The organism is Rhizobium sp. 10N427 (genome assembly GCF_056394605.1).
In genome coordinates this window covers 1-19339 of the sequence record NZ_JBFTID010000005.1, presented here as the reverse complement: position 1 = coordinate 19339, position 19339 = coordinate 1, and the positions used below count along the sequence as shown (strand labels likewise).

The following is a 19339-nucleotide window of genomic DNA, read 5'->3' as shown; positions in this document are numbered from 1 at the left end:
TCATGATACTCGAAGCCCTTTTCTACCTCGCAACGGTGCCGGTGACGGCAAAGCCGCACCGCAAGTTTATCCGCTATTCCGTCAACCTCTGGTCCCGCGCGAGGCGCTGCAGCGGCCAATGGGCGGAGCATGAGGAAAAGAGCCGGGCGGCGATGCTGGCAGCAGCATCCGGGCTCCGCCAGAAGCGCACGGCAGTGGTGCTCGGCTCCGGCCTGCTGCGCGACGTGCCGATCGAGGCGCTTGCGAAGACCTTCGATACCGTGGTACTTGTCGATCTGGTTCACCTCGCCTCCGTCCGTTTCTGGCTGAAGGCGAAAGGGTACCGGAATGTCCGCCTGATCGAGCGCGATCTTTCGGGCTATGAGGAGTTGCAGACGGCGGGCCATGCCCAGCCGCTCGGGTTTCTGCGCGGCGTGCCCTACCTGGACTTCGTGGTTTCGGCGAACCTGCTGTCGCAGATCGGCCGCGGCGTGAAGCGGCGCTTCGAGGCGGAGCAAGACGGCGCGATGCCACAGGATACCGTCCAGCGGCTGATCGCGGCGCATATCGATGGATTGAAAGCGCTTCCCTGCGCCACCTGTCTGGTGACCGATATTTCCTATGCGGTGAATGACCGGACCGGAAAGACCCATGAGACGGCCGATCTGCTGCAGGGCGTTCAGTCGCCAACTGAGACCAAGACATCATGGGCCTGGCCGGTGGCGCCGCTCGGCGAGGAAAGCCGCGACTACCAGATCGTTCATCAGGTGATTGCCGTCTATTGAGATGCAGATTATTCTGGTTGCAATCCAGGATTTATTGTATCACTTTTATTGTCGGATATCATTGCGGTTAAGATCGTTTGGGATGAGCCGAAGCGGCTTGCAAATCTCGACAAGCACGGATTGGATTTTGCCGATCTCGATCTGGGATTTTTCCTGTCCGCCGTTCTTCAACCCGCTCGCGGCCGTCGCATGATGGCGATCGGGCGGTTTGCGGACGGAACCATCGTGGTGATCTTCGCGAGACTGGGTATCGAAGCACTGTCGGTGATTTCGATGCGCCCGGCCAAAGCAACGGAAAGACGGTTCCTCAATGACAGCCAAGAAAATTGAATTGCAGTCCGAGTTCAAGGAAGGGCGCGGGTATAGCAAGGCCGATTGGGACGACGTTAGCGACAATCCCGAATGGACCGAGGAAGACTTCAAGAATGCGCGGCCTTTCGCGGAGGTGTTTCCCGAGCTTGCCGAGAGCATTCGCAAGGCGCGTGGCCGGCCGGTGATGGAGAAGCCGAAGAGGCAGATTTCGCTGCGGCTCGATCCCGATGTCATCGATGCCTTCAAGGCTACCGGCAAGGGCTGGCAGGGGCGGATCAACGACGTGTTGCGCAAGGCCGCAAAGCTCTGAGCCGCCTCTTGGCGAAGCAGGCGCCCTCGCCTATCTTCAAATCATGCGTCTCGTTTCGATCATAGCGATGATATTCGGCTGGCTGACCTTCAGCGCGTCCGCCTGGGCGGGCTGTCCTATGTGCGCAGCGATGAGCCAGCCATTGGCATCAGAGATGCAGCATGGCATGCATGGTATGGCCGATATGCCTGACTTGGTGGCGGAGCACAGTGGTCACGAGATGTCGAAGGACCCGTGCGCGCCGGGCAATCCAAGCCATATGTCGATTTGCTCCTACTGCGTGGTGACGCCTGCCGCCGTAATGGTCAGTGACGGCGGAAAGCATGTCTGTGCCTATCCCGCACCGGCTGCCGCAAAGGCGCTTGCCGATCTGCGACCCGCCCCGCAGGCGCCCCCTCCCCGCTTCATCTGACAATCGCGCGATACGGCCGCACGAACATGATCGTGCAATCCCTTTTGTCAGACAGAGGAAGGACCTCGCATGTCTATGAAAATCATCGCTCTTCTCTCCACTCTCGCCTTTGCCGCTCCGGCCTGCGCCGAGGATATGCAGATGGACATGAGCAAGCCAATGGGCGACCACGTCGCCTCCAGCCATGCCTTTGCCGAGGCCAATGCCAAGATGCACAAGGACATGATGGTCGAGATGACCGGCAATGCCGATGTCGATTTCGTCCGCGGCATGATCCCACATCATCAGGGCGCGATCGACATGGCGAAGATCGAGCTGCAATACGGCAAGGATCCGGAGATCCGCAAACTGGCCGAAACCGTCATCAAGGCTCAGGAAGCTGAAATTGCCGAGATGAACGCATGGTTGAGTGAAAATACCAAGTAATCAATCATGAAGCGAGGCGCCAGTTCTAAAACTGGCGCCTTAGCCGTATAGATTTCGCGCTTAGCGATACTTCTGAAATCACAATGCTATTATTGCGTTTTATTTAGAACGACTTGGTAATGTTTTGATTACGAAATTCTAATTTATCTAAAATACAAATCGTCTCATCAACTTAGGGAAATCGATGAGACATCTTCTTTCGAAAGCGCGCAGGCTCGCCCGCGAGACCAACGGCAATGTCGCCATGGTCTTCGCCCTGCTGCTCGTTCCGCTGATTGCCATGGGCGGTGCCGGCATCGATCTGGCGCGCTATGAAGCGATCCGCGTTGAAATGCAGGATGGCCTCGATCGCGGCGTGCTGGCTGCCGCTTCGCTTTCCCAGAAGGAAAAGCCCGAGGATACGCTGCGCAGTTTCATGAAGAACCTCGACTACGCACAGGACATCGCCCTCAGCTTCACCGAGACGAAGGGGCTGAATTCCCGCAAGATCAATGCCAGCGCCGCCTATGTGATGAACACAACCTTCATCCACCTCGTCGGCGTCCGTCAGCTGAGCGTTGCGGCTGTCTCCACCGCCGAGGAAGCCAAGCAGAATATCGAGATGTCGCTGATGCTCGACATGTCCGGCTCGATGAACGGCAACCGCATCAAGAACCTGAAGAAGGCGGCCCAGCAGTTCATCGATCAGGTGCTGACCGACGAGACCAAGGATTATACGACGATCACCATCGTGCCCTATGCCGGGCACGTGAATATCGGCGCGGCCGTCTTCGACAAGCTCGGCGCCAAGCGCGACCACTCGAACTCGTCCTGTGTCGAGCTCAGCACCACCGGTTTCGGCGGCGGCGTGCCGAGCTTCAAGGATGCGGGCCAGGTTCCGCATTTCACCCAGTGGAACTACGGCCGTACCGATCTGAAGCCCTGGTGGTGCCCGGTGGAATCGACGGCGATCACCTATTTTTCCAACGATGCGACCTATCTGAAGAACCGCATCACGCAGCTTGAACTGCATGATGGCACCGGCACGCAGAATGCCATGCAGTGGGGCTACATGCTGCTCAATCCGGGCGCCAAGACCATCGTCAACGCGGCGATCGACGCCAAGATGATGGATGCGAAATTCGCCAACCGGCCGGCAGCCTTCGGCGACCCGGATACGATGAAAGTCATCGTGCTGATGACGGATGGTGCGATCACCGAACAGTATCGCCCGAAGGATTACAGCCGCCCGGTCAGCCAAGCGCCTGACAACAAGCAGATCATCAACTCCACGGATACAGCGAAGATGCTGTCCTCGGTCTGTACCGCAGCCAAGACCAACGGCATTACCGTCTTTACCATCGGCTTCGAAGTGAGCGGCAATGCGACGACACAGATGACCAACTGTGCCACCAGCCCCGGCCACTATTACCCCGCCTCCGGCTCCGGCATCGGCGATGCCTTCAAGTCGATCTCGACCTCGATCAAGAAGCTGAGGCTGACACAGTGACCTCTCTTGTCAATCGTCTCAGACGTGACCGCGGCGGCGCCGCCGGGATCGAATTCGCCATCCTGGCGCCGATCGTCTTCTCGCTCGTTTTCTCGACCTTCGAAGCGGGATGGATCATGACGCAGTCGATCATGCTCGACCGCGCCGTCAGCCGCGGTTCGCGTGCGCTGCAGGTGGCGGGTTCGAACTTCACCTATGACGACTTCAAGAAGAAGGTCTGCGACGAGGCGATCATTCTGACCAACTGCCTCAAGTCGATCCGCATCGAATTCACGCCGATCAGCAAGTCGACCGACTTCCCGACATCCGAGACATCCTGCATCGACCGCAGCGTCAATATCGATCCTGTCACCACCTATACCGGCGGGCAGCGGTCGCAGATCGTCTTTGCGCGCGCCTGCTATGTCGTCGATCCCATCGTCCCCGGACTTGGCTTTGGGCTGGCGATGCCGAAGGACAGTACCGGCGGCGTTCGCCTGACATCCCGCTTCGCCTTCGTGAACGAGCCTGGCTGATGATCACGCTTCTCAAAGACTTGCTGAAAAACCGCTCCGGCGCCTCGGCGATCGAATTTTCCTTCGTCGCGCCGGTGATGATCTTCTTCTTCATCGGCAGCGTCGCCGTGTTCGACATGTTCCGGACCTATCAGAACATCGTCGAGGCCAATGGCGTGGTGGCCGATGTGATCTCACGCCAGACCTCAATCGACGCGACCTTCGTTTCCAACATCTACGGCGTCTTCACCAACCTGCAGCAGAACAGCACGGCACCGAGCGCGCTCCGGATTTCCAGCATCAAGAAGACCGCCGGCGTCTACAAGCTGGACTGGAAGAAGGAGAGCGGCACCATCAGCCTCCTGAAGGCGCAGGTGCTCGACAGCTCGACGCTGCCGCAGATCACCGACGGCGACTCGATCATCTATGTCGAGGGAGCCACGACCTACACGATGCTCTCCAACATTCTCGGCTTCGGGCAGATGACTTTCGCAGAGCGGGCATTCACGCGACCGCGCTTCATCAGCGCGGTCGCATTCAACTAACTTAAGCCTTTGGCTCAAAAGGTTCCGGGCGGCGGCCGGCGCCCTGACGGGCGACCATCCAGCCGGGATATTCAGGCGCCAGCGCGCTGACGTCGTCGAGCTTCTTCAGGTCGTCGGCATCGAGCTTGAGGCCTGTCGCCGCAAGGTTCTGATCGAGCTGCTCGATCCGCTTGGCACCGATGATAACCGTCGTGACGAAGGGCTTGGCCAGCACATAGGCAAGCGCCACGGTGGCGACGCTGACGCCATGCTTCTCTGCGACTTCGCGCATCACAGCGACGCAGGCCCAGGCGCGGTCCTTGTCGACGGGCGGGAAGTCGAAGGTGGCGCGGCGGCCCTCACCGTTGCCGGGGGCGCCCGGACCGTACTTGCCGGAGAGCAGACCGCCCGCGAGCGGCGACCAGACCATCAGGCCGAGCTTCTCCTCGTTCATCAGCGGCACGATCTCGCGCTCGAGGTCGCGACCGGCGATCGAGTAGTAAGCCTGGATCGTCTCGAAGCGGGCGAAGCCGCGGCGTTCGGAAATGCCCAGCGCCTTGGCGATCCGCCATGCCTGCCAGTTTGAGACGCCGACATAGCGCACTTTGCCCTGGGCGACGAGATCGTCGAAAGCCCGCAGGGTTTCGTCGATCGGGGTGACGGTATCCGTCGCGTGGATTTGGTAGAGGTCGATGTGATCGGTCTGCAGCCGCTTCAGGCTGGCTTCGACCGAATCCATGATGTGGCCGCGCGAGGCGCCGCGGTCGTTGGGCTTGCTGCCCATCACGCCGTAGACTTTGGTGGCAATGACGACGTCCTTTCGGGGGACGTTGAGGTTCTTCAGCGCCTGGCCGAGGAGCCGTTCGGATTCGCCGAAGGAATAGACGTCGGCGGTGTCGATGAAATTGACACCTGCGGCCAGCGAGCGCTCGACGATCTTGTCGGCGGCGGCCTGATCGACATCGGCGATGGCGCCCCAGGGGCTGCCTTCATTGGCTTCACCGAAGGTCATCGTTCCCAGGCAGATTTCGGAAACGAAAAGGCCGGTATTTCCAAGCTGATTGTATTTCATGAGGAAATTTCCTTGTGACTGCCACAGGCGGGGGTGCCCATGGACTGCTGAACGCAATCTTTTGATTATTGGCCTGCATGGCAGGCACAGCCGGGGCTGGCTGCTGATGAGGCACATTTTACGTAAGCGCGCCCAGCGGCATTTCAACAGCATGCGGCATCCCGTCCGTCAAAAAACAAAGCCCTTGTCTCGAACGGCCACGCCGATAGATTCAGGGCGAGGGAATTGCAGGAGCACCGGATGAGCAAGCACGCGCTGACGACGATCGGCTTCGATGCTGATGATACGCTCTGGCAGAACGAGCAATATTACCGGCTAACGGAAGCGCACTTCACCGAGTTGCTGGCCGATTTTGCCGAGGGACCGAAGATTTCGGAACGGCTGCTGGAAGCCGAGAAGCGCAACCTCGCCCATTACGGCTTCGGCATCAAAGGCTTCACGCTGTCGATGATCGAGACGGCGATCGAGATGACGGATGGTAGCGTCCCGGCTGGTGTCATCGCACAGATCCTCGATATCGGGCGCGATCTGCTTTCCCATCCGGTCGAAACCATACCGCATGTGCAGGACACGCTGGAGGCGTTGGCCGGAAACTACCTGCTAGTGCTGATTACCAAGGGCGACCTGTTCGACCAGGAGCGCAAGCTGGCGCAATCCGGCCTCGGCGATTTCTTCGATGCCGTCGAGATCGTCTCGGACAAGACGGCCGTTACCTACCGGCGGATCTTCTCGAAGGTGGGAGATGGGCCCGAGCGGGCAATGATGGTCGGCAACTCGCTGAAATCAGACATCGTCCCGGCCATCGCCGCCGGCAGCTACGGCGTGTTCGTGCCGCATGAGCTGACCTGGGTGCTGGAGCATGTGGAGGAGCCGTCGGACGCGCCGCGCTTCCGCAAGATCGCCAATCTTGGCGAATTGCGCCGGCTTCTCGATCAGTTGGGCTGACCTATTCCTCTTCGTCCGCGCCTGATTTCGGCGGAAACAGCGACGGCCGCTGCGGCTCTTCAGGCTTGGCCGCAGGCGGCGCGGTTCCGGGTGCCTGAGGCTCGATCATCAGCGTATAGGGAGCACCGAGGCCGCGCCGGGGAGAGACTTTCGAATAATAGGGGCGCAACATCCAGGTCGTGTCTTCCTTGGCGATGGTATCGAGGACAGAACCGTCCTCATCCGTGCCGAAGAATGCCTCGTCATCGCCCTTCGACAGATCGAAGATCGCCAGAAACGCAAACTGGCTGCGTGTCGTGAAGCTGATCTTTACATGCTGGCCGGCTTTGACAGGCAGCGTAAAGACATGGCTGTTGCCGAACTTCGTCCAGCCCTTGATCTGCATGGTCACCGCCGGAAACTGAAGCTTCTCCAGCTTCTCGCCGGGATCCAGCTGCGGCGCCTGGGCGAAGGCGGGAAGCGCTGAAAGAACCATCAGAGCGCCTGTCGCAAGCAGTTTCCTCATGGGCGCACCAGTGCCTTCCGTATCGCTTCCACCTCTGAGCGGCAGAAACAGCCCTCGACGTGATCGTTGACGAGCCCCATCGCCTGCATGAAAGCATAAACTGTGGTCGGGCCGACAAAGGTCCAGCCGCGCTTCTTCAAATCCTTGGAAATGCGGACGGAAACCGGCGTTGTCGGATTGGCGGCGATATAGGCGCGGTCGATGGCACCAGGGCGGTCGCCGGTGCCCGGCTCGTAGCTCCAGAAATAGCGGGCAAGCGAGCCGAATTCCTGTCTCAGTGCAATGGCGCGTCTGGCATTGTTGATCGTCGAAACGATCTTGCCGCGATGGCGGATGATGCCGGCATCGGCTACGCAGCGCTCGATATCCGCGTCGTCGAAGAGCGCGACCTTCTCGAAATCGAAACCGGCAAAAGCGGCGCGGAAATTCTCGCGCTTTCGCAGGATCGTCAGCCAGGAGAGGCCCGATTGAAAGCCTTCGAGGCAGATCTTTTCGAACAGCCTGATATCGTCGGTAACCGGGCGGCCCCATTCCTCGTCGTGATAGCGCATATAGTCAGGAAGATTGGCGTGCCAGTGGCAGCGGCTCTTTCCGTCGTCACCGGTCGTGATGCCCGTATCGCTCATGCTTCCCCGCTGATTTTACGCTTCAATTGCGGCTTTACCATTTAGAAACCCCGTTTCCAAACCGAACAGTAACCCTGACGAAAAGTTTATCCGGTGCTTCGCAGTTTAATGAATCGATCTTTACCATTCGCTGGCCGGAGCGGTGGCAGCATCCGGCCAGGCGGAAATGCCCGCCCCAGCATTTTCGGTCATATGTAGAGAGTTCCGTCCGATGATGAAATCCGTTTTGATTGCCGCAAGCCTGATTGGCCTGCTTGCCTCGCCTGCCCTTGGTGACGATCGCTATGCGACCCGCCCGCCCGTCGTTCTCAGCCCCGATCTGACCGCGCCCTGGCTCAACCAGCTGGGCGGCAGCAACGTGCGCCCTGTCGTCTATCAGCGCCCGGTCATTCAGCCGCAGCGCCGCGGGCTGTTCCAGTATCAGCCGCGCATCGTGCGCCGCGCAGCCCCTGCCGGTATTCAGCAGGTTGCGGTCGTGCGCCCCGGCGCAATTCCTGTTGCCCGCGAGCAGTTCGATCCGCAGTTCCTGCCGCAGATGGTCGATTACGACACCAAGGAAAGGCCCGGCACGATCGTCATCGATACCAACAACCGCTTCCTCTACCTCGTGATGGCGAATGGCAAGGCCCGCCGCTACGGCGTCGGCGTTGGCAAGCCGGGCTTCGAATGGGCCGGCGAGCACCGCATCACCCGCAAGGCCGAATGGCCGGACTGGACCCCGCCTTCCGAAATGATCAGCCGCGAAGCTGCCAAGGGCCATTATCTGCCCGCCCGCATGGATGGCGGCCCGGAAAATCCGCTCGGCGCCCGCGCCATGTATCTCGGCTCGACGCTCTACCGCATCCACGGCACCAACGCGCCCTGGACCATCGGCAACGCGGTTTCCTCCGGCTGCATCCGCATGCGCAATGAGGACGTGACTGACCTTTACGAGCGCGTCAATGTTGGCACCCGCGTGATCGTGATCTAAAGGTCGCAAGGCTGCGGCGGGCCGTTGCAAGAACGGCGCGCCGTGGCACAAAAACACGCGCAAACCCCTCTGAAGCTTGAAATCCGGGGCAAATTGGCTAGCTTGGCGGTCATCCTGGATAGAGGGGAATTGAGAATGAAGCATATCATACGGCTCGCGGCCGCCTCTGCGATTGCGCTGGCCTGCACAATGAGCCTCGCGCATGCCGAGCCTCAGTTGACGGCAACCGACGCCGTTCGCGGCGTCAAGCAGGTGAAGACGGTCAAGCCGCAGTTCAAGAAGCGCGTCGTCCGCCTCGTCACTGACGAAGCGCCTGGCACCGTGATCGTCGATACGACCAACAAGTTTCTTTACCTCGTCGAGGGCAACAACCGCGCAACCCGCTATGGCATCGGCGTCGGCCGCGAGGGCTTCGGCTGGTCGGGCGTGGTCAAGGTCGGCCGCAAGGCGGAATGGCCCGGCTGGACGCCGCCGCCGGAAATGCGCGCCCGCGAAGCCAAGGCCGGCCACAAGCTGCCTGCCTTCCAGCCCGGCGGCCCGGACAATCCACTCGGCGCCCGCGCCATGTATCTCTATCAGGGCAGCCGAGACACGGCCTTCCGCATCCACGGCACCAACCAGCCCTGGACGATCGGCCTCAACCTGTCGTCCGGCTGCATCCGCATGGTCAACAATGACGTGCAGGATCTCTACGAGCGCGTCCCCGTCGGCACCAAGGTGATCGTCGTCGGCCCCGGCAACAAACAGGGCAACGTCGCCTTCCAGGACCGCGGTATAGATGTGCTGCGGACGCTGTTTGGCGGGTGAAACCTCCGGAAGCAGAAAATTGCAAAGGGCGGCCTTCGGGGCGCCCTTTTTTGGTTGGAGCTTGCATATTTGTTCCCGTTATGTTCAGTTCTCGATTGTCGCCATTTCGCTGGGTTCGTGGCCATGTCCGATCAAGCGCAGAAGTTCAAACGCTTCAAGGAATTGCATCAGCGCGACCAGGCCTTTGTGATACCCAATCCATGGGATGCAGGGTCGGCACGGCTGCTTGCGAGCCTTGGGTTCGAAGCATTGGCCACGACCAGCGCAGGATATGCTTTCTCGAAGGGAAAACTGGACTCGTTTGCCAGCCTTGAGCGCAGTGAAATCCTCGACAATGCAAGCGAGATCGTGAAGGCGACGGACCTGCCGGTGTCAGCCGATCTTGAGGACGGCTTCGGGGCTGCGCCTGAGATATGCGCAAAGACGATCCGCCTCGCCAGCGAAGCCGGGCTGGTTGGCGGATCGATCGAGGACGCCACCGGCGACCCTGCCACTCCCATCTATGAGTTGTCGCATGCCATAGAGCGTGTTCAGGCGGCGGCTGAAGCTGCGCGCTATTGTCCGTTCTTGCTGACCGCGAGAGCCGAGAACTTTCTTTGTGGCAGACGCGATCTGGATGACACGATCAGGAGATTGCAAGCTTTTTCGGCGGCGGGAGCCGATGTTCTTTACGCCCCTGGCTTACCTGATCTGGAGACCATCCGTACGGTCTGCGCCGCGGTGGACAAGCCGGTCAATGTGGTCATGGGGCTGAACGCACTGAACGCGTCGGTGGCTGAACTGTCGGATGCAGGTGTGCGCCGGATAAGCGTTGGCGGATCATTTGCGCGCGCGGCGCTTGGCGCCTTGATGCGGGCGGCTGAGGAGGTTCGATCGGCCGGCACGTTCACTTATGCACGTGACGCCATTTCAGCAGCTGAGATTGCCAAACTCATGGCACAGGAAAAGCGCCGTGACCGGCAGTCATAGCGCACGGCTTTCCATATAGGCGATTACCGGAGCCGTTACTGTCTGCCGAAAATAAGGCCTCCGCCGCCCTTGCAATAAGCCTGTTACACAACGCGGGATAGATGAGCGGTATTGCCATCCGGGGATAATCCATGCGCCGCGCCGTTCGCCTGTCCGTGTTTGGGCTTGCCGCCCTTGCCTGTCTCGCCTCGCCTGTCCTTGCCGAAGATCTGCAATTCTCCGTCTATGGCGGCTACCAGACAGCGCCCCATAGCGGCGTCGACCTGTCGGACGGGACGCATTTCACCGCAGGCTGGGAGGGCAAGTCCTTCGGCTCGCCGCCTTATTACGGCGCGCGGGTGACGTGGTGGCTGGAGGATTTGGGCCATCCCAATCTTGGCCTGTCGATCGACTATACGCATGACAAGGTCTATGCCGACGACAAGACGCTGGCGGCTTCGGGCTGGTCGCATTTCGAATTCACCGACGGGCTCAATCTGTTGACCGCCAATGCGCTATACCGCTTCCCGCAGGACGGCGGGCGGTGGGCGCCCTATCTCGGCGTCGGCGTCGGGGTGAACATTCCGCATGTCGAGGTGACGCGTCCATCCGGCACGACCTTCGGCTACGAATTCGGCGGCGTGACGCTGCAGGCGCAGGCGGGTGTGGATTTCCGCATCACCGACCGCTGGTCGACCTTCGTGGAATACAAAGGCACATATTCCAAGGTGGATGTGCCGATCGACAGCGGCGACCGGCTGAAGACCGATATCTTCACCAACGCCGTCAATCTCGGCGTTTCGTTCCACTGGTAAGCATGAGGCCTACTTCGAGCCGCAGCTGACCTTGCCGCTTGCGGTGAACGGCTTGGAACCGCCTGTTACAGTCATCCCATAGGTGCCGCTGAAGGCCTTGCCGTCACCTTCGGCCATGACCACCATGTTCAGCGCCTGGCCGGATGTATCGTCACCGCCGTCATCATAGATTTCCATGCGCAGCTCGCCACCGTTCGACCATCGGTTCGTCAGGTGGCTGGAATTGAAGACGCGCTTCTTGAACTGGTCGGGCACAGAGCCGTCCTTGATCATCAGACCGCCGCGGAAGTGGTTCAGCACATGGCCGCCGTCCGCCTTGAAGCCGATCTCTACGGTGAAGCGGGTGGCTGCATCGTCGGCCGAGCAGAAATAACGGCTATCGGCATGCGCGGTGCCTGCGGCACCGAAAAAGACAGAGAGCAAAAGAAGTGTACGCCGCATAGCGCTGAATCCCATGACCGGCCGACAACCGGCCGAACTCAGGCTATATGCAAATCCATTAATTTTTGAGGTACAGGACCACCGTAGGCCCAATCGATCAATTCTACGGTATGGACGATCGGGATACCCGTGCCTGAGGCAATCTGGGTGATGCAGCCGATATTACCGGTGGCGATCACATCCGCCTTCGTTGCCTCGATATTCTTGACCTTGCGGGCCTTCAGCGCAGCTGAGATATCCGGCTGCATGATGTTGTAGGTGCCGGCCGAGCCGCAGCAGAGGTGGCCCTCGGCCGGATCGCGCACCGTGAAACCCGCCGCCTTCAGGAGCTGCTTCGGCGCCAGGGTGATCTTCTGGCCGTGCTGCATCGAGCAGGCCGAGTGATAGGCGACGGTGACGCCTTTCGGCATATGCGAGGGCAGATCGAGCGTTGCCAGATATTCGGTGATGTCCTTGGCGAGGCCGGAGACGACGGCCGCCTTTTCGGCATAGGAGGGGTCGAGGCGCAGCATATGGCCGTAGTCCTTGATCGTCGTGCCGCAGCCCGACGCGGTGATGATGATCGCATCGAGGCCACCGTTTTCGATCTCGCGCATCCAGACATCGACATTGGCGCGGGCGCTGGCCAGCGCCTGTTGCTCGCGGCCCATATGGTGGACCAGCGAACCGCAGCAGACTTCGCCCGCGGGCGCCACGACCTCGATGCCGAGGCGGGTCAGAAGCCGGATCGCCGCCTCGTTGATGCCGGGATCAAGCACTGGCTGGGCGCAGCCGGTGAGGATCGCCACTCGCGCCTTCCTCGCCCCCTCGGCCGGATGGCTGCCGGGACGTGAATAGACCGACGGTGCCGGCACGGTGCGCGGCGCAAGCGCCAGCATCGCGGCGAAGGGTTTCAGCGCCGGGGCGCGCATCAGGCTGCGGAACGGACGGCCGAGACGGGCAAGCCGCAACGCCAGACGGAAGCGGCCGGGATAGGGCAGGACGGCAGCAAGGATGCCGCGCGTCAGCCGGTTCATGAACGGCCGCTTGTAGGTCTTTTCGATATGGGCGCGGGCGTGATCGACGAGATGCATGTAATCGACGCCCGACGGACAGGTGGTGACACAGGCGAGGCAGGAGAGACAGCGGTCGATATGCGTGACCACCTCGGCATCGGCAGGCCGATCGTTTTCGAGCATATCCTTGATCAGATAGATGCGGCCGCGCGGGCTATCGAGCTCGTTTCCGAGCGTCACATAGGTCGGACAGGTGGCGGTGCAGAAGCCGCAATGGACGCATTTGCGCAGGATCTTTTCGGATTCGGCGACGTGGGGATCGGTCAGTTGCTCGGCGGTGAAATTGGTCTGCATCAGGGATGTTCCGTCGAGGGGTTGTGGGTGGGGGTACCCCCCTCTGCCCTGCCGGGCATCTCCCCCTCAAGGGGGGAGATCCGCTGGGAGCACCCCCTCAGCGATAATTGACGGGGCGAGCGGGTGCCTCTGGCCAATCTCCCCCCTTGAGGGGGAGATGTCCGGCAGGACAGAGGGGGGTGTGACACACACTCAAAGCTAGCCATCACCACCCCATCTTCCCCGGATTGAAAATCCCGGCCGGATCGAACTTTTCCTTCACGCGGGCCGAGAGCATTGCCACTCCTTCCGGCTGCGGCTGGAAAGCCGCCACGTCAGCACGCATCACTTCCGAAGCACGCATCAGCGTTGCATGCCCGCCGCCGAGCGCCTTGATGAAGCGGCGTAGCAGGCCGGCTTCGGGATCGGCCTCCATGCGCATCCAGATGAGACCGCCCTGCCAGTCGTAATAGGCATCGACACCGGCTTCGAGACGGAGCGCGGCAACGAGCTGGTGACCAGCGGACGGCGCGACGGAGACGCGCCAGACGGGTCGCATCGTGCCATCGGCATAGGGAAAGACATCGCGGATTTCGCGCCAGAGGCTGCGGCTCGCCTGCTGATCGAGCTTGGTGACCGGGCCGAAAGCGGCCATCGCCTTGGCGAGCTTTTCGGCGCGCACCTCGACGGAACCCGGCAGCCCCTCAAGACGAAGTACGGTTGCCTCGCCTTCGGGCAGCGTGCCGCCTGCAAAGCGCCAGGTGACCGTCATCGGCAGATGCGCCGCGCCTGAGACCTCGACCGCCAACGCCATGGCCGCAGCCATGGCGTTGACGGCTTCGGCATCGTTGAGGCCGGAGACGACGATGGTCTCCTCGGCCTTCGGGCGCGGGGGAACGCGGAAGGTGACTTCGGTGAGGAAACCGAGCGTGCCGTGCGAACCCGCCAGCAGCTTCACTAGATCGAGACCGGTGACATTCTTCATCACCCGGCCGCCATTCCTGACGATCTCGCCACGGCCATTGACGAAGCGGATGCCGAGCAGGCTGTCGCGCGCCGCACCCGCAATCAAGCGACGGGGGCCGGAGACATTGGCGGCAAAGACCCCGCCAATCGTCGGCTCGCCCGAGGTGCCCATGACGCCGCGGTGATCCATCGGCTCGAAGGCCATCATCTGGCCGTTTTCGGCAAGAGCCGCCTCGATCTCGGCGACAGGTGTTCCGGCACGCGCGGTCATGACCATTTCGCCGGGGTTATAGGCGACGATGCCCGACATGGCGGTAGAGCGCAGCGTGTCTTCAGCCGCGACACGATTACCGAACCCGGCGCGGGTGCCGCGGCCGGAGATGGCGAGTGGCCGGCCGGATGCAGCGCGTTCGCGGATCAGCCCTGCGGCTTCGTCTTCGCTCCCGGGGAAAAATTCGCTCATGCGGCCGGCCGTCCATCGAGCGGGAAGACTTTTGACGGATTGAGGATCCAGCCGGGATCAAAGGCGGCCCGGACGGACATCTGCTGCACGAGATCGACCTCGGAATATTGATGGCGCATCAGGTCGCGCTTTTCGATGCCGACGCCGTGTTCACCGGTCAGGCAACCGCCGGCGTCGACGCAGAGTTTCAGGATCTCGTTGCCCGCCTCTTCGGCCCGGGCTGCATCCTCGGGGTCGTTGGCATTGAAGAGGATCAGCGGGTGCATGTTTCCGTCTCCGGCGTGGAAGACATTGGCGACGCGCAGGCCATAGTGATCGACGATCTCGGCGGTCTTCTTCAACACATAGGAAAGCTGGCTGAGCGGCACAGTGCCATCCATGCAGATGTAATCGGCGATGCGGCCGGTGGCGCCGAAGGCGGATTTGCGACCCTTCCAGATCAGCGCGGCCTCGGTCGCCGACTGGCATTCGCGCACAGTTTTCACCCGATGCCTATGGGCGATCTCGACGATGTTCTTGAGCATATGGTCCATCTCGGCTTCCGAGCCCTCGACCTCAACGATCAGCAGCGCGCCGACATCGAGCGGATAGCCGGCATGGGCGAAGGCCTCGCAGATTTCGATTGCCGGCTTGTCCATGAATTCGATCGCGACGGGGATGATACCCGAGGCGATGACATCGGCGACACAGGAGCCGGCGTCCTCCGATGTATCGAAGCCGAAGAGAACCGGGCGGGCGCCTTCAGGCTTGGCGATCAGCCGCACCGTCGCCTCGGTAACGATGCCGAGCTGGCCCTCGTGGCCGCAGACGAGGCCGAGCAGGTCGTAGCCGCCGGAATCCAGCGCCTTGCCGCCGAGCTCGATCACCGTGCCGTCGGTCAGCACCATCTTGACGCCCAGCAGATTGTTGGTCGTCACGCCGTATTTCAGACAGTGGGCGCCGCCGGAATTCATGCCGATATTGCCGCCGATGGTGCAGGCGAGCTGCGAGCTCGGATCCGGCGCATAGAAAAAACCGTCCGCAGAGACGGATTCAGAGATGTTGAGATTGGTGACACCCGCCTGGACGACGGCGACGCGGTTGGCGAGGTCGATTTCGAGGATGCTGTTCATCTTCGACAGGCCGATGACAACGGCATCTTCCTGGGGGATGGCGCCGCCCGAGAGTGAAGTGCCGGCGCCGCGCGGCACGACGGGAATGCCGTAGCGATGGCAATATTTCATCACGGCGGCGACCTCTGCGGTCGAGCGCGGCAGGGCGACGGCCAGCGGCAGGCGGCGATAGGAGACGAAGGCATCAGTCTCGAAGGGCACCAGTTCGCGCGGCTCATGAACCAGACATTCCGGCGGCAGGAGATCGATGAGATCGCTGACGATCTGGCTGCGGCGGGCAAGCACATCGGCGCGCGGAGCAAGGAACGAAATGGTGTCGGACATGGCTCGCTTCCTTCGAAGATGGCGGCAGGACCGGCCCGTCCTCCACGGATACCGGCATGTTCGGCTTAACACTTTCCCGAAACCGGCGCAAATGCTAAGCACTTATGCCTAAAGGGGAAACAGTGCCGCACCATGACCAATCTGGGTGATCTCGAGATATTTGCCAAGGTCGTTTCGACCGGCAGCATGTCGCTTGCCGGGCGGGCGCTCGGTTTTTCCCCTGCCGTCATCTCAAAGCGCATTAAGCGGCTGGAAGACCGGCTCGGCACACGTCTCCTGCAGCGCACGACACGGCAGATTTCGCTGACCGAGGCAGGCCAGGGTTTCTACGACCGGGTGCTCGGCATTCTGGCCGGACTTGAGGAAGCCGAATATTATATTTCCGGCCGCTCGGCCCAGATGCACGGCACGCTGAAGATCTCGGCACCGACCTCTTTCGGCCGCATGCATATCGCCCCGCATCTGAAACGCTTCATGGAAGAGCATCCGGAACTGGCCATCAATCTGGTGCTGACAGACGAGTTCAGCGACATTGTCGGCGGCGGTTTCGATCTGGCGATCCGCATTGCCGAGCTTACCGATTCCAGCCTGGTTGCCAGGCGTCTGGCGCCGGTGCGCCGGCTGCTCTGCGCCGCACCGTCCTACATCGAAGCGCACGGGATGCCTGCGACCCTCGACGATCTCAAGAACCACCGCTGCCTGCCTGCGCATAATAATGACGTGTGGCGGCTGGAAGGGCCCGATGGCGCGATGACGCTGCGGCCGGAGGGCATGCTGATCACCAATTCCAGCGAGGTGATCCGCGAGACGGTGATAGCAGGTCTAGGCATCGCGCTACGCTCGACCTGGGATATCGGCGAGGAGCTGAAGAGCGGTAAGCTGGTGCAGGTGCTGCCGGAATATGAGGGCTCGCGGAACGTGGCGCTTTCGGCGGTCTATCCGAGCCGCCAATTTCTGCCCGCCAAGGTGCGGCTGTTCATTGATTATCTGGCAGAGCTCTATGGACCGGTTCCCTACTGGGAGCTCTGACGCCTCCACCGCAGATCACATCCGGAGACTGACATGACCGCTTCGCCTTCCTTCCTCGGCCTGCCCGACCGTCTCGATGATGACCGTGCGCCGCGCATGGTGATCTTCGGCGCAGGTCACGGCACCACCTACCCCAGCAGGGACAGCAGCGGCTATTCGGGCTCGGCCAACGCCATCCGCGCGGCCAGCCAGGAGGACGCCGGGCTGATCGAGCATTGGGATTTCGATCTCGGCGGGCCGCTGTTCGACGGCAAGCCGGTCTGCTGCGTCGATGCCGGAGATTTGCCGACCAACGCCCGGGACAATGCCGGAAACCGGGCGCGGATCGAAGCGAAGACGCGGGAGGTGCTGGCGATATCAGCCGTGCCGATCCTGCTTGGCGGCGACGATTCGGTGCCCATTCCCTTTTTTGCGGGTTTTGCCGGCCACGGACCGATCTGGATCGTGCAGATCGACGCCCATATCGACTGGCGCGACGAGCTTCACGGCGAGCGCCTCGGCTATTCCAACCCGATGCGACGCGCGAGCGAGATGGCACATGTCGCAGGGATGGTGCAGATCGGCGTCCGCGGCGTCGGCAGTGCCCGCCGCCAGGAAGTCGAGGCGGCCAAGCGCTATGGCAGCCATCTCGTTACCGCCCGCGAAGTTCATGCGCAGGGCGTCGAGTCTGCGCTGCGGCATATCCCTGATGGTGCGCAGATCGTGATCACGCTCGACTGCGACGGGCTCGACCCCAGCGTCATGCCAGGCGTCGCGGCCCGCACGCCCGGTGGGCTGACCTATACACAGGTTATCGACCTCATCGCCGGTGTCGGCCGCCGTGGCAGGATCGTTGGCTTCGACCTCGTCGAACTCTATCCGCCAGCCGATATCGACGGGATTTCGGCGCTGACGGCAGCGCGGCTGCTCGTCAACGCAATCGGGACGATCGTCCGCCAGGGCTGACCTAGCGCGCGAGATCGAGATAGGCGCTCGCCACCATCGCATCGATATCTCGAGGCACCGGCACGATGCAGGATTCCGGGCCGGCACCGTGTTTGGCGACGCGTTCCAGGCAGCGAGCCTGAAGCGTGAAGCCGAGGTCCATGGATTCGACGGAATTGCCGAGCGGGCGTGGTCCGGCGAGATTGGCCATATGGCCGCCGCCGAGGATGTGGATCGAGCGGCCATCCTTGAGATGCAGGGTTTCCATGACATCGGCCTCGTAGCGGTCGATGGCGACGACATCGGGATGGGCGCGGAAGCCCGATACGTCGATCTCCAGCGGGAAATGACCGCCATTCATCAGGATCGCGCCGTCCTTGATCAGCGGCAGGTCGGCGACCGTGACGATGCCGGGGAAGCCGGTGACAGTGATCAGGATATCGGCAGAGCGGATCGCATCCTCGCGAAGCGGCGTGACAAAGCCGTCGAGATGCGCTTCCAGCGCCGTCACCGGATCGATATCGACGACGCTGACGGTCGAGAAAGCATTGCGGAAGCTGGCGGCCGTGCCCTTGCCGCAGGCGCCGTAGCCGAAGACGGTGACGCGCTTGCCGTTGGTGGAGCGGTTGGTGAAGCGCATGTAGCTTTCGAACAGGCTCTGGCCGACAGCATGCTTGTTTTCGGCGAATTGCTTGATCGGGCTGTCGTTGATGACAAGGATCGGCATGTTCAGCTTCTCACGCATCGGCAGCAGGCGGGTGCGGCCGGAGGTCGTCTCCTCCGTACCGCCGAGCAGATTGGCATAGGGGCGGCCGGCAGCGATGGCGAAGAGATCGCCGCCATTATCGAGGATGAGGTCAGGCTTCGCATCAACCACGGCTTCGAGGCTGCGGTGATGCTCGGCAGGGTCTGTCGTCTGCGTCGCGAAAACCGTGATGCCCAAGGAGCGGAGATAATCGACGGTCGCCGGCTGGGTGCTGTTGAGATTACCGGTGCAGACGAGCCCGGCACCGCCGGCGCGCAGCGTCGTCAGAAGGGCAACCGTCTTCGGTTCCAGATGGATGCCGGTGCCGATCGTCAGGCCTTCGAAGGGGCGCGTGCTTTCGAACTCGGCGGCCGTTGCCTTCAGCAAACGGCAGCTGTTTCCGATCCAGTCGATGCGGGTGGCGGTATTTTCCATGATGGTCTCCAATGAAAGAACTCAAGGACAAAAACGCTTGTTCGGCGTGGCTTTTCCCTGGGTTCGGTTGCGTTTTGACCGGCATTTTGCCAGCCGGGTAAATCTTCTCCGTTCGCAGGACGGGGCTTTTCGCCGTCCTGCGGTGCTGAACCA

23 protein-coding genes are annotated in these 19339 nt (G+C 61.6%); 15 read left to right on the top strand and 8 right to left on the bottom strand.

All coding sequences use genetic code 11. From position 1 onward, the window contains the following. Positions 1–2: 2 nt before the first annotated feature. The 8 genes from AC1DIJ_RS12160 to AC1DIJ_RS12125 all read left to right on the top strand — a co-directional run bounded on the left by AC1DIJ_RS12160 (position 3) and on the right by AC1DIJ_RS12125 (position 4752). Positions 3–764, top strand: a complete 762-nt coding sequence (locus AC1DIJ_RS12160; protein ID WP_112390591.1) for a hypothetical protein — start codon at positions 3–5, stop codon at positions 762–764. A gap of 48 nt (positions 765–812) precedes the next feature. Further along, entirely contained in the window at positions 813–1094 is a 282-nt protein-coding gene (locus AC1DIJ_RS12155; protein WP_477831411.1) for a BrnT family toxin, read from the top strand. Beyond that, entirely contained in the window at positions 1075–1386 is a 312-nt protein-coding gene (locus AC1DIJ_RS12150) for a BrnA antitoxin family protein (protein WP_112390592.1), read from the top strand. Before AC1DIJ_RS12155 ends, AC1DIJ_RS12150 begins: the two co-directional genes overlap by 20 nt. Before the next feature lie 130 nt (positions 1387–1516). Continuing rightward, a complete protein-coding gene (locus tag AC1DIJ_RS12145; RefSeq protein WP_477831410.1) occupies positions 1517–1798 on the top strand; it encodes a hypothetical protein in 282 nt (93 codons plus the stop codon). Positions 1799–1867: 69 nt separating this feature from the next. Further along, positions 1868–2224 carry a CopM family metallochaperone gene (gene copM, locus AC1DIJ_RS12140; RefSeq protein WP_112390594.1) on the top strand — a complete coding sequence of 119 codons (357 nt, stop codon included), beginning with the start codon at positions 1868–1870 and terminating at the stop codon, positions 2222–2224. A gap of 184 nt (positions 2225–2408) precedes the next feature. After that, positions 2409–3713, top strand: a complete 1305-nt coding sequence (locus tag AC1DIJ_RS12135; protein WP_112390595.1) for a TadE/TadG family type IV pilus assembly protein — start codon at positions 2409–2411, stop codon at positions 3711–3713. Next, entirely contained in the window at positions 3710–4228 is a 519-nt protein-coding gene (locus AC1DIJ_RS12130) for a TadE/TadG family type IV pilus assembly protein (protein WP_162706088.1), read from the top strand. Before AC1DIJ_RS12135 ends, AC1DIJ_RS12130 begins: the two co-directional genes overlap by 4 nt. After that, entirely contained in the window at positions 4228–4752 is a 525-nt protein-coding gene (locus AC1DIJ_RS12125; RefSeq protein WP_112390597.1) for a TadE/TadG family type IV pilus assembly protein, read from the top strand. The genes AC1DIJ_RS12130 and AC1DIJ_RS12125 overlap by 1 nt, the downstream gene beginning before the upstream one ends. 1 nt (position 4753) lies before the next feature. Here the strand turns inward: AC1DIJ_RS12125 and AC1DIJ_RS12120 are convergent, their stop codons facing one another. Further along, positions 4754–5803 carry an aldo/keto reductase gene (locus AC1DIJ_RS12120; protein ID WP_112390598.1) on the bottom strand — a complete coding sequence of 350 codons (1050 nt, stop codon included), beginning with the start codon at positions 5801–5803 and terminating at the stop codon, positions 4754–4756. A gap of 240 nt (positions 5804–6043) precedes the next feature. Here AC1DIJ_RS12120 and AC1DIJ_RS12115 point away from each other — a divergent pair, with 240 nt between their 5' ends. Then, the gene (locus tag AC1DIJ_RS12115) at positions 6044–6748 is read left to right on the top strand and encodes an HAD family hydrolase (protein WP_112390599.1); all 705 of its coding nucleotides are present in this window, start codon (positions 6044–6046) and stop codon (positions 6746–6748) included. A 1-nt stretch (position 6749) separates the two neighbouring features. Here the strand turns inward: AC1DIJ_RS12115 and AC1DIJ_RS12110 are convergent, their stop codons facing one another. Next, on the bottom strand, positions 6750–7253 hold the full coding sequence (locus tag AC1DIJ_RS12110) for a hypothetical protein (protein WP_112390600.1): 504 nt from the start codon (positions 7251–7253) through the stop codon (positions 6750–6752). Then, positions 7250–7879, bottom strand: coding sequence for a DNA-3-methyladenine glycosylase I (locus AC1DIJ_RS12105; RefSeq protein WP_112390601.1), 630 nt, complete (start codon positions 7877–7879; stop codon positions 7250–7252). Before AC1DIJ_RS12105 ends, AC1DIJ_RS12110 begins: the two co-directional genes overlap by 4 nt. 211 nt (positions 7880–8090) lie before the next feature. Here AC1DIJ_RS12105 and AC1DIJ_RS12100 point away from each other — a divergent pair, with 211 nt between their 5' ends. From AC1DIJ_RS12100 to AC1DIJ_RS12085, 4 genes are all read left to right on the top strand, one after another. Further along, positions 8091–8849, top strand: coding sequence for a L,D-transpeptidase (locus AC1DIJ_RS12100; RefSeq protein WP_112390602.1), 759 nt, complete (start codon positions 8091–8093; stop codon positions 8847–8849). 144 nt (positions 8850–8993) lie between these two features. Beyond that, positions 8994–9656 carry a L,D-transpeptidase gene (locus AC1DIJ_RS12095; RefSeq protein ID WP_477831432.1) on the top strand — a complete coding sequence of 221 codons (663 nt, stop codon included), beginning with the start codon at positions 8994–8996 and terminating at the stop codon, positions 9654–9656. Between the two features lie 123 nt (positions 9657–9779). Next, positions 9780–10625 carry an isocitrate lyase/PEP mutase family protein gene (locus AC1DIJ_RS12090; protein ID WP_112390604.1) on the top strand — a complete coding sequence of 282 codons (846 nt, stop codon included), beginning with the start codon at positions 9780–9782 and terminating at the stop codon, positions 10623–10625. 131 nt (positions 10626–10756) lie between these two features. Then, a complete protein-coding gene (locus AC1DIJ_RS12085) occupies positions 10757–11419 on the top strand; it encodes a porin family protein (RefSeq protein WP_112390605.1) in 663 nt (220 codons plus the stop codon). 9 nt (positions 11420–11428) lie between these two features. Here the strand turns inward: AC1DIJ_RS12085 and AC1DIJ_RS12080 are convergent, their stop codons facing one another. The 4 genes from AC1DIJ_RS12080 to AC1DIJ_RS12065 all read right to left on the bottom strand — a co-directional run bounded on the left by AC1DIJ_RS12080 (position 11429) and on the right by AC1DIJ_RS12065 (position 16053). Continuing rightward, a complete protein-coding gene (locus tag AC1DIJ_RS12080) occupies positions 11429–11860 on the bottom strand; it encodes a hypothetical protein (RefSeq protein WP_112390614.1) in 432 nt (143 codons plus the stop codon). A 38-nt stretch (positions 11861–11898) separates the two neighbouring features. Further along, entirely contained in the window at positions 11899–13209 is a 1311-nt protein-coding gene (gene glcF, locus AC1DIJ_RS12075; RefSeq protein ID WP_112390606.1) for a glycolate oxidase subunit GlcF, read from the bottom strand. Positions 13210–13414: 205 nt separating this feature from the next. Next, positions 13415–14617, bottom strand: coding sequence for an FAD-binding protein (locus AC1DIJ_RS12070; protein WP_112390607.1), 1203 nt, complete (start codon positions 14615–14617; stop codon positions 13415–13417). After that, positions 14614–16053, bottom strand: a complete 1440-nt coding sequence (locus tag AC1DIJ_RS12065) for an FAD-linked oxidase C-terminal domain-containing protein (protein WP_112390608.1) — start codon at positions 16051–16053, stop codon at positions 14614–14616. The genes AC1DIJ_RS12070 and AC1DIJ_RS12065 overlap by 4 nt, the downstream gene beginning before the upstream one ends. A gap of 132 nt (positions 16054–16185) precedes the next feature. Between AC1DIJ_RS12065 and AC1DIJ_RS12060 the strand changes: the two genes are divergently transcribed. Together AC1DIJ_RS12060 and AC1DIJ_RS12055 are read left to right on the top strand one after the other, a co-directional pair. Continuing rightward, positions 16186–17082: a LysR family transcriptional regulator gene (locus AC1DIJ_RS12060; protein ID WP_112390609.1), complete on the top strand. Its 897-nt coding sequence runs from the start codon at positions 16186–16188 to the stop codon at positions 17080–17082. A gap of 33 nt (positions 17083–17115) precedes the next feature. Then, the gene (locus tag AC1DIJ_RS12055) at positions 17116–18027 is read left to right on the top strand and encodes an agmatinase (protein ID WP_112390610.1); all 912 of its coding nucleotides are present in this window, start codon (positions 17116–17118) and stop codon (positions 18025–18027) included. A 1-nt stretch (position 18028) separates the two neighbouring features. On the opposite strand, the gene AC1DIJ_RS12050 is transcribed toward AC1DIJ_RS12055, so the two are convergent. Beyond that, positions 18029–19186: an adenosylhomocysteinase gene (locus AC1DIJ_RS12050; protein ID WP_112390611.1), complete on the bottom strand. Its 1158-nt coding sequence runs from the start codon at positions 19184–19186 to the stop codon at positions 18029–18031. Positions 19187–19339: the final 153 nt, after the last annotated feature.

Bases quoted from the DNA above. Each gene is read 5' to 3' on its own strand.
- AC1DIJ_RS12090 (WP_112390604.1), top strand. From the start codon at position 9,780: ATGTCCGATCAAGCGCAGAAGTTCAAACGCTTCAAGGAATTGCATCAG.
- AC1DIJ_RS12105 (WP_112390601.1), bottom strand. From the start codon at position 7,879: ATGAGCGATACGGGCATCACGACCGGTGACGACGGAAAGAGCCGCTGC.
- AC1DIJ_RS12055 (WP_112390610.1), top strand. From the start codon at position 17,116: ATGACCGCTTCGCCTTCCTTCCTCGGCCTGCCCGACCGTCTCGATGAT.
- AC1DIJ_RS12120 (WP_112390598.1), bottom strand. From the start codon at position 5,803: ATGAAATACAATCAGCTTGGAAATACCGGCCTTTTCGTTTCCGAAATC.
- AC1DIJ_RS12100 (WP_112390602.1), top strand. From the start codon at position 8,091: ATGATGAAATCCGTTTTGATTGCCGCAAGCCTGATTGGCCTGCTTGCC.
- AC1DIJ_RS12115 (WP_112390599.1), top strand. From the start codon at position 6,044: ATGAGCAAGCACGCGCTGACGACGATCGGCTTCGATGCTGATGATACG.
- AC1DIJ_RS12145 (WP_477831410.1), top strand. From the start codon at position 1,517: ATGAGCCAGCCATTGGCATCAGAGATGCAGCATGGCATGCATGGTATG.
- AC1DIJ_RS12065 (WP_112390608.1), bottom strand. From the start codon at position 16,053: ATGTCCGACACCATTTCGTTCCTTGCTCCGCGCGCCGATGTGCTTGCC.
- AC1DIJ_RS12110 (WP_112390600.1), bottom strand. From the start codon at position 7,253: ATGAGGAAACTGCTTGCGACAGGCGCTCTGATGGTTCTTTCAGCGCTT.
- AC1DIJ_RS12080 (WP_112390614.1), bottom strand. From the start codon at position 11,860: ATGCGGCGTACACTTCTTTTGCTCTCTGTCTTTTTCGGTGCCGCAGGC.
- AC1DIJ_RS12160 (WP_112390591.1), top strand. From the start codon at position 3: ATGATACTCGAAGCCCTTTTCTACCTCGCAACGGTGCCGGTGACGGCA.
- AC1DIJ_RS12070 (WP_112390607.1), bottom strand. From the start codon at position 14,617: ATGAGCGAATTTTTCCCCGGGAGCGAAGACGAAGCCGCAGGGCTGATC.
- copM (WP_112390594.1), top strand. From the start codon at position 1,868: ATGTCTATGAAAATCATCGCTCTTCTCTCCACTCTCGCCTTTGCCGCT.
- glcF (WP_112390606.1), bottom strand. From the start codon at position 13,209: ATGCAGACCAATTTCACCGCCGAGCAACTGACCGATCCCCACGTCGCC.
- AC1DIJ_RS12135 (WP_112390595.1), top strand. From the start codon at position 2,409: ATGAGACATCTTCTTTCGAAAGCGCGCAGGCTCGCCCGCGAGACCAAC.
- AC1DIJ_RS12125 (WP_112390597.1), top strand. From the start codon at position 4,228: ATGATCACGCTTCTCAAAGACTTGCTGAAAAACCGCTCCGGCGCCTCG.
- AC1DIJ_RS12050 (WP_112390611.1), bottom strand. From the start codon at position 19,186: ATGGAAAATACCGCCACCCGCATCGACTGGATCGGAAACAGCTGCCGT.
- AC1DIJ_RS12060 (WP_112390609.1), top strand. From the start codon at position 16,186: ATGACCAATCTGGGTGATCTCGAGATATTTGCCAAGGTCGTTTCGACC.
- AC1DIJ_RS12150 (WP_112390592.1), top strand. From the start codon at position 1,075: ATGACAGCCAAGAAAATTGAATTGCAGTCCGAGTTCAAGGAAGGGCGC.
- AC1DIJ_RS12085 (WP_112390605.1), top strand. From the start codon at position 10,757: ATGCGCCGCGCCGTTCGCCTGTCCGTGTTTGGGCTTGCCGCCCTTGCC.